The sequence below is a fragment of the Corynebacterium mustelae genome, assembly GCF_001020985.1.
GTDB classification, from domain to species: Bacteria; Actinomycetota; Actinomycetes; order Mycobacteriales; family Mycobacteriaceae; genus Corynebacterium; species Corynebacterium mustelae.
Map to the genome: position 1 here is coordinate 1,414,554 of NZ_CP011542.1, position 13,567 is coordinate 1,428,120.

Annotated in this window: 9 protein-coding genes; 6 read left to right on the forward strand and 3 right to left on the reverse strand. The window is 51.8% G+C overall.

Annotation, left to right across the window (positions count from 1 at the left end; translation table 11 throughout):
- The first annotated feature begins 25 nt into the window (after positions 1-25).
- Positions 26-457, forward strand: a complete 432-nt coding sequence (locus tag CMUST_RS06575) for a hypothetical protein (protein ID WP_047261847.1) — start codon at positions 26-28, stop codon at positions 455-457.
- A 263-nt stretch (positions 458-720) separates the two neighbouring features.
- Here CMUST_RS06575 and CMUST_RS06580 read toward each other — a convergent pair whose 3' ends face one another.
- Together CMUST_RS06580 and CMUST_RS06585 are read right to left on the reverse strand one after the other, a co-directional pair.
- Positions 721-1,023, reverse strand: a complete 303-nt coding sequence (locus CMUST_RS06580) for a hypothetical protein (RefSeq protein WP_047261848.1) — start codon at positions 1,021-1,023, stop codon at positions 721-723.
- Positions 1,020-1,313 (reverse strand): hypothetical protein, encoded by a 294-nt coding sequence (locus CMUST_RS06585; protein WP_158408203.1) that lies wholly within the window; start codon positions 1,311-1,313, stop codon positions 1,020-1,022. The genes CMUST_RS06580 and CMUST_RS06585 overlap by 4 nt, the downstream gene beginning before the upstream one ends.
- Before the next feature lie 1,086 nt (positions 1,314-2,399).
- Here CMUST_RS06585 and CMUST_RS15920 point away from each other — a divergent pair.
- The 4 genes from CMUST_RS15920 (at position 2,400) to CMUST_RS06615 (ending at position 10,810) form a co-directional block, all read left to right on the forward strand.
- Complete coding sequence (locus CMUST_RS15920; RefSeq protein WP_052844566.1) at positions 2,400-4,265, forward strand: vWA domain-containing protein; 1,866 nt, start codon at positions 2,400-2,402, stop codon at positions 4,263-4,265.
- A gap of 706 nt (positions 4,266-4,971) precedes the next feature.
- The gene (locus tag CMUST_RS06600) at positions 4,972-6,921 is read left to right on the forward strand and encodes a site-specific DNA-methyltransferase (RefSeq protein ID WP_047263444.1); all 1,950 of its coding nucleotides are present in this window, start codon (positions 4,972-4,974) and stop codon (positions 6,919-6,921) included.
- A 12-nt stretch (positions 6,922-6,933) separates the two neighbouring features.
- Positions 6,934-9,864 carry a restriction endonuclease gene (locus CMUST_RS06605; RefSeq protein WP_047261851.1) on the forward strand — a complete coding sequence of 977 codons (2,931 nt, stop codon included), beginning with the start codon at positions 6,934-6,936 and terminating at the stop codon, positions 9,862-9,864.
- 307 nt (positions 9,865-10,171) lie between these two features.
- On the forward strand, positions 10,172-10,810 hold the full coding sequence (locus tag CMUST_RS06615; protein WP_047261853.1) for a hypothetical protein: 639 nt from the start codon (positions 10,172-10,174) through the stop codon (positions 10,808-10,810).
- On the opposite strand, the gene CMUST_RS06620 is transcribed toward CMUST_RS06615, so the two are convergent.
- Positions 10,807-11,910: an RNA ligase gene (locus tag CMUST_RS06620; protein WP_052844568.1), complete on the reverse strand. Its 1,104-nt coding sequence runs from the start codon at positions 11,908-11,910 to the stop codon at positions 10,807-10,809. The genes CMUST_RS06615 and CMUST_RS06620 overlap by 4 nt on opposite strands.
- Before the next feature lie 544 nt (positions 11,911-12,454).
- Here CMUST_RS06620 and CMUST_RS06625 point away from each other — a divergent pair.
- Entirely contained in the window at positions 12,455-13,537 is a 1,083-nt protein-coding gene (locus tag CMUST_RS06625) for an MFS transporter (protein ID WP_047261854.1), read from the forward strand.
- Positions 13,538-13,567 lie beyond the last annotated feature (30 nt).

Sequence of the window (13,567 nt, forward strand, 5' to 3'; positions counted from 1 at the left end):
GCGTCGAAAAGCAAAAAAGGAACTCATGATTTTCTACCCAGGTGAAACCGACGACGAACTGCGGGAACGCCTCGCCTTCTTCTCCCTTGTCACGCCCGCGGCCTGCGATTTTCTGCTGGAAGCTGCCGAAGAACTCGGTGACGCGGAGTCGGTGAAAAAGGCGTGTGACATCGCGATCGCGCTGCTCGACCCAGTCCGTGTCATCAACTCATGCGGAAGCGACTGCCTGGACTATTTTCACGCGCTGGCGTTGTGCCCAAGCATCAACGATGCGGACTTAGCGGCGCAGCTTCGGCTTCTTGAAAGGCAGCCGGCGCGGGCTAAGTGGTGCACACAATTTTGGGTTTACCACGCCCGCGGCGATGAAGGTTCCGCAGCTTATGCGTATGAAAAGTGGTTGGAGTGCCCGCGTAAGCCGGACCATAGCAGCAGGCTTTTCGGGTTCTTCCGGTTTTAGGTTCCTTCGCTTAGCTGTGTGTAGTAGATATTTGTGGGAACGATGGGTATCGATGTATTAGAAACCATGTTTTCACCGTGATGCCGAGTCTGGTGCACTGTAAAAAGTATTCCCGGTGAGAAAATCTCAATTTAGAAGGAGTAGTATTAAATGCTCCCCTTTGAGACTCCTCACTGGTCGTAGTGTGCCAAAGTTTTCAAAGATATGCATAAGCTAACAATCTAAGAAAAGCCAAGGTAGCATCATTTTCGTCAGTAATTTTTTCAATCACTGCCTTTTTCTGCTTCGATAATTTTTATAGCCTCAGCTATAGACATGCCGGGGTTAGCTCGACGGAGTTCGATTACCGCTTCGGAATCTATATTCGCAAATTCGATATTTGCATCCTTTAGCTCATTAGTGAAATCACGAAGGCCGGATTCAAAGTTAGAAAGGATCAAAGCTACGCCCGCAAGCGCGATGATGGTGGCAACGATAGGTATATCAGCAACGATCGTGAGGATAAACGCAGCTATACATGTTATAAGTGCGATGTGTTGCAATAATCGACTTAACCTTGGGTTCATTGAAAACAGTTCCTTTGTATTTGGTCAATCCCGGATAATTCGCCTGCGAGTACGGTCAATGTTCCGCCTGCTTTTCGCATCTTTTCGTACTTAAAGCTGGCACCCCACATCGCCCGAACTGCCTCTGAAACGCCACCCGGCTCAGCGATAAGACGTTTCATTTTCAGTAGTTTTGCTGCACCAATCAGTTTTCCTCCGATCATTGAAATGATTGCGCCGCTGCATTCCCAGAAGCTCGCTTCCCCTACAAATGCTCCGGCTTGAGTGTTTTCCTCAAACCAAGTTTGCATTGCTTCATCGCACTCAAGTAAAAACCTCATCAGGAATTGAGCTGATTAACTCAAGGGCATTTTCCAGATCTTACGAGTCGGCTGCGAGTGAAGAGTCACGTTCGTGAGCAGTTATCTGAAGGTGGTTTTCGACCGGACTGGCGTTTGCCGGCACAGAAAAACCCGCAGAAAGAGTGATCCGATGAGCTCATTCCTCATCGTTGCCTCCTAAGTAGATGTTCAATGCTTGACTCGCTACGTCAAGCAATCCAATGGTTGATTGGATGCAATCAACTTTAGGCGCCCATGAAATTTCAGCCAATGGTTTGATGATTCTAGGTACTTAAGTACCTTTATCATTGGATGCGACCTTTTTATGTGCACAATCCAACAGGGGCTGCCCTTGGTTGGTGGACATTGGATTAAGGCGGATTTGATGCCCGTTTGAAAATGATGTTTATTATGGGCCAATGTAGACGTTGTAGCCTTGAGTTTCGTCGTGAGGCGGATCTACGTAAAGAGGTCGCCCGTTTACGCAAGGGGTTAGCCGAAGGAGATGGAAAGTATTCAAACACGCGCGCACACCAGTTGGGTGCTGGATCGAAGAAGTCTACAATCGACAACGCAAAACATTTATCCCTTAGTATAACAACCCCTGTAGACTACGAAAATCAACTCAACCACCAAAGTCGCATAAATAACCGTTCACAACTTGCGGGCAACCCCAGGAAACCCCACGCTCACGGCGCGCCAATAGGTGGGCGGTGAGTGGGGCGTCGAAAAGCAAGCGCCACGACAAGTCAACGCGAATGTTTTACTCAAAGCACGATTATTTTTTCCTAATAATCGCGGTCGGCGTTGCGTCAGCCTAAGCTTTCCACAAATCAGAAAATTGGGGTGCTTGCGGTGCGACTCAAGGGCAGGTGGGGTGCATATTTGTGTGCTTTTCGACGCCGCGCCGGGCCCGCATAACTGGATGCGGGAGGGCGTTAATCGGCGTTTAAGCGTGGTTTAATTCAAGACTAAAACCCTCGGAGTAGCACGAAAACGGACTAGGGTAAAACAGGAGAATACCTTCCATTTTCTTTGAACAAAAGCAGGTGTGTGATGCCCACTTTTTCTTTCCGCACAACCTTTTCCTTGATTGCTGCGAGCGTGCTCATGGTTGGGGTGAGTCCCGTTGTTTCTGCGCAGGAGTTGGCGGGTTCGACGTTGCAGCCCACGGTGCTGGTGCTGGACTCGTCAGGGTCGATGCTAGAGACAGATGTTGATGGCCGCTCACGGATGGACGCGGCGAAACAGGCAGTCGGCGAATTTATCGACCAAGTACCCGAAAACGCCCCGCTCGGGCTAGTCACTTACGGGACCGGCACGGGCAGCAGCGAGGAGGAAAAAGAAGCAGGCTGCCGCGATATTTCGGTGATTGCCCGACCCGGTGAGAAGGACAAGCAGGCGCTGAAAGATGAGGTGGCGCGTTTCGAGCCGCGCGGATACACGCCGATCGGAAACTCGCTGCGCACAGCCGCGGAGTTGCTGCCTAAGGAAGGGGCACGTTCTGTTGTTCTGGTCTCGGACGGCATTGATACCTGCGCACCACCACCGGTGTGTGAGGTGGCGAAGGAACTCAAAGACCAAGGCACAGACCTCGTAGTACACACCGTGGGTTTCAAAGTTGATGAGGCGGCACGCGCCGAACTGGAGTGTATCGCCCAGGTCACTGGTGGTACCTATGCGGACGCATCAAGCGCGGAAAGCCTGAAAGCATCACTGACCACCGTCACCACCCGCACCGCAGTCGGGTACCAACTTCCCAGCACACGAGTGGAATTCAGCGCCGACAAGGACAAAGCACCCACCCTGGACGTGGGCACACTAGAAAACCCTGCCCGCTACCACGTAGTAGCGTCAACAACGGAAAAGGAACCAGCACACTTCACACTAGATGTGCCCGAAAACCACACGCTACACATAGCGATGCGCACCGTCCCACCAGTGGGGACCAAAAAATTCCTTGAGGGGCACTACGGGATCACCCTCTTCGCCGAAAGTTGCTCCGGCGAAACCCTAACAGCCAGCGACATAACTGCTGACAAGCCCGCATCGGGGTACTTCATTGCTCAGGATTGCACGGGTGAACAACGTTTCAATCTGTCTTTCGCCGACTCACCAGTGAAAGACATCGATTTCACTGTGGTGGCTGTCCCCAAACCCACCGACCTTGGGGACGATTTCAACAAAACCCCCTCCACAGGACGCAGCAGGGAGGATTTGGGGCAACCCGCCCCAAGTGAAAACCCGCAGAAAGTTACCCCAGCTTCGCAACCCGATGAATCTGCACCACTTATCGACGGAACAGTGGAAGCCGAAATTGTGGAAGGCGAAACCCAGTTTTTTGCCGTCCCCATTGAGTGGGGCCAAGCCCTCGACGTGACCGCCGAGGTTTTAGAGGACACGCTTACACAAGGCGATGACTTCGCCACAGGCCTTCAACGAAGTCTCGACGTTTCTTTCAGCAATGCGATTCACGAAAAAGTAGCGAGTGAAAACTCGGGGCCACTGTTCACCAAGGATATTGGGAAGCCGGAAGTGATAGGAACAACATTCCCCATCTCTTACGCGAATGCGGGTGGTGCGGAACATGCGAGCCACTCGTCGTGGTTGGGTGGCACCCACTACGTCCAGGTCAGTGCCCGAAGCCATGGGCGCGACAGCAACACAGATGCCACCACGGAGCTTAAACCCATCAAGTACCGGCTAACCGCAACCCCCGTGGGGCAAGCAGTGAAGGGGCCAACATTCCCGAAAACTGCTGCGCAAAGCCCCAAAACATCGTCCACCGCAGCGAAAGCAGACGAGTCGCCCAGCGCGGCAACCGAGGAGAAAGACAGCGGCTGGCTGTTCCCCGGAGCAATCATTGCCCTGGTTATCGCGGCGATAGCGTCTGCAGGCTACGCCCTCCAACGCAAAAAGTAAACATACTTCAAAGCCTGACGCCCCCTTCCTCACAGAGGGGGCTTCCCTGCTTTTTGAAGGGGTTTCTTTCCTGCTCATAGGGTGTTTTTGGTCTGGTGTTGAGGTGGGAACTCGACTTTTGGTCTCTTGTGGTGTGGTTTTCTGGGGTGTGGGTGGTGCATTGGTCGAGTTGGGGTGGGTAGCCCTTCAGTCAGATTTGCTCCCGAAGCGGGGCAGTGTTGTGGCAGAATCTGCCAAGGAACCCCACCGAAAAAGGAGATTGAGCAACACCAGTGTCCATTGCAACCCTGTTCTTTCCCAGCATGCGCCCCCACCTTGCGCTTTTTAGCCCAGACTTCCAACGCTTCGAGCTAGACCCCTACTTTGCTGTGTCCCGTATGTCGTGGGATGGGGTGGAATATGTGCTGGTGCGGGAACGGCGGGAAACTGTCAAGCGTCATGTTTTTGTGAACGGTTGGCGTCGTGTTTTTGCGCGTTTGTGGGGGTTTTGTGGCCAAGCTCTACGGATTCAACAAACCGAACCCCAATCGTGCACAAGGTTTGCATCTCCCAAAACCGCTCCGCAGGAGCCTTCAAGTAATCTATTGCAAAACTTGTCTGACCCCTTGAAATTACAGGGATTTCAGGCCGCGGCGGTGTCTAAAAGGGCGGGCTTCAAATGGTAAAATCGGACTCAACTGCTGTTTGCCTACTCACGGGAGTCGCAATGTCGGAGCTTGACTACATCGAAGTGCCATCAACCACCCCAGATTTAAAGTCTGAGGCCGCACAGAAACTGCAGGAGCTGTTTCCTGAAACCATCCAAGATGGCAAGGTCAGCTTCGAAGCACTTCAGACAATTCTGGGTGAAGACCTTGGTGGTCAGCGTGAGCGCTTTGGTTTGTTCTGGCCTGGCAAGACCGAGGCAATCCGCGCAGCGCAGACCCCTTCAACCGCAACACTTGCGCCAGACTTTGATGAGTCTGTGAATTGGGATGAAACCCAGAATATTTTCATCGAGGGTGACAACCTTGAGGTGCTCAAGATCTTACAGAAGTACTACTACGGCAAGATTAAATTGATCTACATCGACCCGCCGTACAACACTGGTAAAGATTTTATTTATGAAGACGACTTTGTTGACGGCATCAAGTCTTATTTGAATTGGTCTCATCAAGCAGATGATTCTGGACAAAAACTGCATACAAATACCGAAAATGAGGGCCGATATCACTCAAATTGGCTCAATATGATGTACCCACGTCTTCACTTAGCACGCCATTTACTAAGTGAAGATGGGTTCATAGCAATTTCAATTGATGAAAATGAAGTCAACAACCTAACTCTTATGTGCGACGAAATTTTTGGAGCGCATAACCGTCTTTCTACCCACCACATTCAAGTCCGCTATTCGAACAAAAGCCTTAACGAAAAGAAACCTTTCCAAGAGGTAGTTGAATATATCCTCCTTTATGCAAGAAACGTCGAACTTTTTACACCTAAGCAACCTAGCGAACCTTACTCATTAGAAAAGTTTGTATGGGAAGTTGTAGAAAGCGATGAATATCAAGAAGAAGTAATAGGCGGTAAACTCACAAAGATTTTTAAGAAGGGGCAGTATAAACTTATTAAGCATAAAGTTGGCCGCATTGGACTACTCAAAGAAACCTGGGCATCTGGGTCAGTGGTGAAAGGCAATGCGTCCGGTAAGTTTTTTGAGTCTCATCTAAAACCTCGCCGCGACCTAGACGGTTTAGGGACTTTGTACAAGGTTGAAGGTATTGGTGAAGATGGATTAGGTTTCCGCTACTTCACAGGCGCGAACAAGCCAGATGCAACACAAGGGAAATTCTTGTCAGGTGTCCCTACTGAGCGTGTGGCTGAACTTGAATCCGGGTCTTCGGAAAAAAAGAGGCCAATCGGCAATTTCTATGATTACGCTGGGGACGTCGGAAATATTCGCAACGAAGGAGGAATACCGTTCAACTCAGGAAAGAAACCCGTTAGGCTTTTGAAGCAGTTATTAAACTATCGCCTAGATGACGATTTCTTAGCGATGGACTTCTTTGCGGGATCTTCTTCCTTTGCCCATGCCGTTCTTCAACTGAATAGTGAAGATGGCGGAACAAGAAGGTTTTTGCAGGTACAGCTTCCAGAAGTCGCAAAAGACTCCACTTTTTCTACAATTTCCGAGCTGAGCAGAGCACGCATAAGGAACGTTTTCTCCGAATTAGACAAGGGTCAGTCCGATTCACTGGATCTCGGCTTCCGCGCTTACAAGCTCGTCGACACCAATTTCTCAAAGTGGCAGTTGAAGTCTGATTCTTCACCTGAGGCGTTGCTTGATGCTATGGGAGAGTTGGTTGATTCTGCTCGTGATGAGGCTACTCAGGAAGAGTTGCTCACTGAGGTTTTGTTGAAGATGGGCTTCTCGCTCACTGAACAGACTCAAAGTTTCGAACTTGGCGGATTGCAGGTTCAGAGTGTGAATGATGGTTTGGTGCTCGCTTATCTGAATGAGCATGTGAAGCCAACGTTGGATCAGCTTCGCGCTCTCGTCGCAGAGCGGCCTGCTCAGTTGGTGCTTCTTGAGGATGCGCTCAAGGGTGACGACGAGTTGAAGACTAATCTGGTGCAGGAGTGCCGTACCCGTGACGTTCAGCTCTGGACCGTGTAAGGCGGTTTGGTGATGAAGTTTAAGTTTGACGCTCACCAGCCCTACCAGCAGGAAGCCATCAACGCGGTTGTTGGGTTGTTTCAGGGGCAGCCTGCCGATGCTGACCAGCTACGCGCGGCGCTAGAAACGTTTGAGGCAGCACCGAACCAGCTGGACCTAACTCTCGAAACCGGTTCTGTTGGCAACAATTTGGTTCTCGAGGAAGAGACCATCCTTGAGAACCTGCGCGAGGTGCAAAACCATAACGGTATTGAGCTCTCTAATGAGCTGGCTGACGGTTTGCAGTTTGATATCGAGATGGAAACCGGTACCGGTAAAACTTATGTTTACCTGCGTACAGCTTTTGAGCTTGCCCGCCATTACCGGTTCACGAAGTTCATCATTTTGGTGCCATCGGTTGCCATCCGTGAGGGTGTGAAAACCAGTATCGAGTTGATGAAGAACCACTTCCGTGAACTCTATCCAGAGTTGCAGTTCGATCATCTGGTTTATTCCGGTGATCGTGCAGAAGAAGTGCGTGATTTTGCTACTGCTACTTCCGTGCAGTTCATGGTGATGACCATTGACTCTCTCCGCGGCGATAAGAACACTCGCATCATGCACCAGGAGCGGGACAGACTGAACGGTTTGAAGCCGATTGATTTCTTGGCTGCTACTCGTCCGATTGTGATTATGGATGAGCCGCAGAACATGGAGTCCGAGCTGGCTCAGTCTGCCGTGGGTGAGCTCGACCCGCTGTGCGCGCTGCGCTATTCAGCTACTCACCGCACTAAGCGAAACCTGGTTTATTCGCTGGATCCGGTTGATGCGCATGATCTTGGTTTGGTGAAGCAGATTGTTGTGGCTGATGCTACTCAAGAAGGTTCTGCTGCGAAGCCTTATATTCGTCTGGTTGAGGTCAAGCGTAATCCATTCGTCGCTCGGGTTGAGCTGCTGGTGAAGAAGAAAGACGGCTCGGTAGCGAAGAAAATTGTCAACGTTAAAGACGGTGATGATCTGGAGCTTAAATCGAACGGCAACACCGCTTATTCGGGTAACTGGCGAGTTTCAGGTATCAGTGTTGCGCCAGAGATGATCGAGCTGACTAACCATGGTGAGCTGCATATTGGCGAAGAAATTGGTGGCAACCAAGGCGCCGTGTTTAGGGAGATGATTCGCGAAACCATCCGTGAGCACTTCCATCGTGAAGCACAGCTCTATCCACAAGGCGTAAAAGTTCTCTCCCTGTTCTTCATTGACAAGGTTGCCTCTTACCTGGGAGATGGTGTAAACAATCTTGATGCGAGCGGTGACTTCTCGCGCTGGTTCGATGAACTATACCTTGAAGAACTCGAAAAGCGTGACCTTCCCCATCTGCCAAAAGATCCTATTGATGTGCGCTCCGGGTATTTCGCCCAAATGAGCAAAGGCAGCGGCAGGAACAAAGTCATCACTTTCAAAGACACGACTGGCAAGACTAAAGCTGATGATGACGCCTACGAGCTGATTATGAAAGACAAGGCGCGTTTGCTGAGTCAGGATGAGCCTGTGCGGTTCATCTTCTCGCACTCTGCATTGCGTGAAGGCTGGGACAACCCGAATGTGTTCCAGATCTGCACCCTGCGTGACATGGCATCAAACACTGAGCGCAGGCAAACCATTGGCCGTGGCCTGCGCCTACCGGTGAACAGTGATGGTGAACGAATCGCGGATCGTGGTGTCGCGCAGCTAACCGTGGTGGCAAATGAGTCATACAAGCAGTTCGCTGCAGCGTTGCAGGATGAGTATCAGCGCGCTGGTGTGAACATTGGTTTCGTCCGTTCAAGCGAGTTCGCGAAGCTCACCCAAACCGTAGATGGCAAGGAAAAACGCATTGGTACTTCAAACTCTGCTCTAATTTGGCAATCACTGAAGGAGCAAGGTTTTATCGATTCTTCTGGTCAGGTGCTGCCTGCATTTGAGCCAAACACGATCGACTTCATTTACGCACCGCCGGTGAAATTTGAGGGCTTGTACAACGAGATCGTGCAGACGGTTTCGAAGTGCAAGGTTGAAACCATCATTAAGCCCAAGCGCTCTCGTGTGGCTCGCAAACTCAATAAACAGTTGTACTGGAGCCAGGAGTTTGAGGACTTCTGGGATCAAATCTCCAAGCGCACCACCTATCGGGTAACAGTGGATCGCGATGAGCTGGTTTATCGCTGCGTTTCGATGATTAAACAGGCACCGAAGATTGACCCGATTCAAATTCGTGTGAAGCGTAACGAAATGAAGATTACGCGTGGTGGGCCTAAACAAAGTGAGCTTGGCTCACGAACCCAGTTGATTACTGACGGCTACGTCCTGCCAGACATCATTAGCCAACTGCAAGAGGCCACTTCTCTCACACGCCGCACTATCGTTGAGATTCTGCAAAAGTCTGGGCGTATGGAAGAGTTCCTGCACAACCCGAATGATTTCATCGTGATGGCGAAAAACGCTATCGAAGGGCAACTCTCTGAGCTGCTAATTGATGGTGTGCAGTATGAGCCCATCGGTGGGCAGATCTACGAGCTTCGTGAGTTGCAGGCTGACGGGCAACGCGAGAAGGACCGCTTCCTAGACAACCTGTACGAAGTGCGCAACAAGGAAAAGACTGACTTCGATTACGTGGTTTTTGATTCCGCAGTTGAGCGTGAGTTTGCTGAGCTTTTGGATAATCGCCAAGACATCACGATGTTCATGAAGCTGCCCGACCCGTTCAAGATCCCGACTCCGGTTGGCCCGTACAACCCTGACTGGGCGATCGTAAAGAAGGATGAAGACGGCAGGGATCACTTGTATTTGATTCGTGAAACGAAGTCCAGCCAGGATCCGATGAAGCGCCGCCCAAGCGAAAACGCGAAGATTCGTGCAGCGGAGCGGCACTTTGAAGCGATTGGTCTGGATTACAAGGTGAGTGCTCCTACGAGGTGGGAAATCTAGATTATGGTGCAGGCTGGGAACTACCAGGCAAAGTTGTATGCACATGAGCTCGACCGCTCTTATGCATCAGATCATGTGGGCAAACTTGCTGGGCTCCTTTTTGATGCTCAGGTAGAGCCCAAGCCGCACCAAATCGATGCAGCGCTGTTTGCTTTGCAGACCCCGTTTTTTGGATGGCCCGACTTGGCTCATGGGTTGTGTTTCATTTCGGACTTGACACTGTGAGCTTGGGGTTTTCTTTGTGGTGGGTTAAGATTTTTCCGCACTAAGGGGGTGTTTTGGTGGGGTAGTTGTAGTGTGATTTTGTATGAGTGCTTATGTGCGGAAAGTTTCTACTGGTTCTGGTGCGATTGCGGTTCAGGTTGTTTTTTCCGAAAAGCAGGGTGCGAAGAAAATGCAGCATGTTGGTTCAGCGCATTCTCCTGCTGAGTTGGCGCTGTTGGAAGCGCGTGCACGTGTTGTGACTGGTGTGGTGGAGAGTGTGTCGTTGCGGTGGTCACAGGGTTTTTGTGTGATTGATGGTGTTGATTTTGACGCTTCGGAGTTTTTCTTTGCGTGTTTTCCTGGGCGTGGTTTGTCGAGTCCGCGGCGCTACCAAATCTGGGATGAGGCGCGCACTGTGGCGTTGACGAGGAGTTTTAGTGGTAGTGGTTTGTCGGCGTGGGATACGCTGACGTGGTTTAATCCTGAGGTGGAGTCGTATCGTCGCAGCCCTGAGTTTTTCCGGGAGGGGCGGTTTGATGCCGCGCACATGGTGGAGGGTTATCTTGATGAGTGCATGTGGAACTTGTTGGATTCGCGTGCGCCGCTTGAGTGGGATTGGGTTGTGGCGCAGTGGCCACGCATCAGTGGGGATGGCGCTGACCGTGCACGCACCCTTGTGCTTGACGACGGCCGGTTCCAGCTCACCCACACCGATTCGGGTGAGGTGTGTTCCCTGACTTAGGTGGCGCGGAAGTTTTTGCGGGGCATGGCGAGGGAGTAAGAGTCGGGTTTGACCTGTCGGCGAAATAGTTTGGGGTTGCCGTTGAACACGTAGGCCAGTTCGGTTTCTTTCCCGCCGCGCTGAAGATACTCCACGACAAACGCTTTGCGCAGGGGGCCGGTGACTTCGGTGATGTGGCGTAGTTGAAGCTGGGTGAGGGTTTCGGCGACTCGGCGGTCGGCGGCTGCAAGGAGCGGCTGGACGGCCTCGTTCAGGTCGGCGATGAGGGCACTGATGTCTTGGTACATTTCGTCGGGCACATCGTGGATGAGGTCGGTGATGGTGTCGTTGACCCATGCGCTGTGGACGTCGGTGGAGGTGAGCGCGGTGAGTTTCTTGTGAAGTTGCAGGTAGTTGGCCTGTTTGATTTTTACTAGGTTGCCGGTGGTCCGGCTGACTACCACGAGTCCTTCTTGCCCTGGGCGGGGTGGTTTTGCCACGGCTTCGGCGAAGGTGGCTTCGGGGAAGATTTCTACACGTTCGCCGTGCCAGCCGGAAAGCCTAGGGTCGTCGACGAAGACGTGTTCACCGGTCTCGATGACGATTCCGCCTAGAAGGACGAGGGATTCTTGTTGCCCATAATCCACGATGACTCGGGTTTCGGGGTGGATGACCTCGAAGAAAGGGGTGATCCCCGCAGGTATCCATGATTGACCACCAGGTACTTTTTGCAGCAGGTCATGTGTGAGGTCGACGAGTTCGGATTCTAGGACGCTGCGGGTGGCAAGCCGCAGCTGCCCGTCACGCGGGTATCCGATAGCGAGCGACCCGTCGACTTTGTCCATGGTGACCACCGGCTCCGACCATGCGAGGGTGATGTTTTTCTCCACCTGGTAGTTGAGCATCTTCTTGACTGGGCGGGCGAGGATTTCGGTGGTGGCCGTGTCGAAAATGATGCCGCGTGCCGCGGTCGTCACCTCGCCCCATTTGTGCAGCATTTGGCACAGTGGAGAATAGCCCACGATGGATAATCCCAAGTGAGGGTAGCTGCGCAGTGTGAGTAGGCCTTCGTCCAGGCAACGCTGGTATTCATTTTCGGGGAAAAGATCGAAAAGTTTCATATAAGGTATGTGAGGGTGATGTGTTAGGGGGGCGTGTTTATCGTAACTTTTTCTTTCGTCGCGCAGAGAAAAACTGTTCTAAAACTACATTTTTCTGACAGAGAAATTGTTTTTGAGGGACTAGATCGTTGAAGAACAAACACCCGCAGAGTTAAGCAAAAGTTGGGCGCGCTGCATGAGATGACGGTGTATGAGCCAAAAGTTGAGCTTATCGACGGTTTACCTCAAGCCCACCGTACTACTAGGCGCATATGTATAAGGGGAAACATTGGCTAAAACGGAATGTGAGTGGCTAAGGGGGCGTCGAAAAGCTCAAAATACAGCTACTAGATGTAAGGAAGACCCTTGGGGTACAGTTGCCACATTCGGTGTGCGCCACAAAATTTAGAGTAGGGTATGTTTCCAAAAAAGCTGATTCTTCGGTTTCGCGCAGGTTGGTCCGGTAAAGACAGAAAATTTAGTTTCACTTTCACCACACTATGGGCAGCCCAGTTTGTCCTCCTGCTGGCGGCACAAGGCAGCGCAATGGCGATCACGTTGACCGGTGTATGCTGCCGGAAAATCGGCTGCCTTGTTGGGGGTGATGATGGCCATCACCTACGGCACGATGATCTATTTGTCGCCAGTGATTGGGGCGTTGCTAGATCGGTATTCCCGCAAGATGGGGATCATATTTGCCGACTCCGTTGTTGCGATAAGTAGCGTAGGTTTGGCGGTGGCGGTGTCTCACGATGCGGATATTCCTGTGGTTCTTACGTTGGTGTTTGTTCACAGTTGTGGCATGAGTGCCCAGCAGTTGAGCCTGCAAGCAAGTGTTCGGGAGCTTCGCACGGAGGAAAATCTGACCAGTGCAGCCGCATTGGTGGCGCTGATTGACAATATTCCGCTGTTTCTGGGGCCCATTGTTGGGGCCACAGTGTACACACTTGCGTCCCCAGCGGCTCTGTTTGCTGTCGAAGCCATTGTGGCAACTGTTGCGGTTGTTACTGTGGCATTTCTTCCTTTCCCGGCGCGGCAACACCGAAAGATTTCTGGCGGTGTGACTGTAGGATTTCGTTTCATTCTGGCGGAACGGGATCTTCGCCAGGTTCAGGGTTCATTTGCTGTTCTGAATTTGGCTAATGGGCTGGCATTACCAGCGTTACTTGCTGTGGTGATAAGTGCGGAATCGACGTGGCCGGAGTCGTTTCGGCTTAGTGTGTACAATATTGCGAATGCTGGCGGCCTAGTGGTGGGTGCGGCATTGGTCTTGTGGGTTGGGCGTTGGCTTCCTCGGTCGGTAATTGTGCTGGCAGGCATTGTGGGTGGGGCGGTGTTTGGCCGTATGGTGTTGCCGTTGGTTCTGGGTGTTTTCGCGTTGGTGATTTCGGCGAGTTTCGTGCGCAACGTGTCTGCTCAATGGGCAAATACTCCGTTGACTGCGTTATGGCAGGAGCGCACTCCTAGGGATATTCAGGCATCTGTGTTTGGTGCCCGTCGGTTTCTGGGGCAAGGGGTGTATCCGCTAGCGCTGTTGGTGGGTGGCTGGTGGGCTGATTACGGCAGTTTGGGGGTGCTTTTTATGGCGTGTGCCGTTGTGGAGCTCGCTGTAGCGGGTTTCCTATGGCGAAGCAGGGTACTGGTGTAAGTAGCCTAGTGCATGTGTGTGCAGAAACGA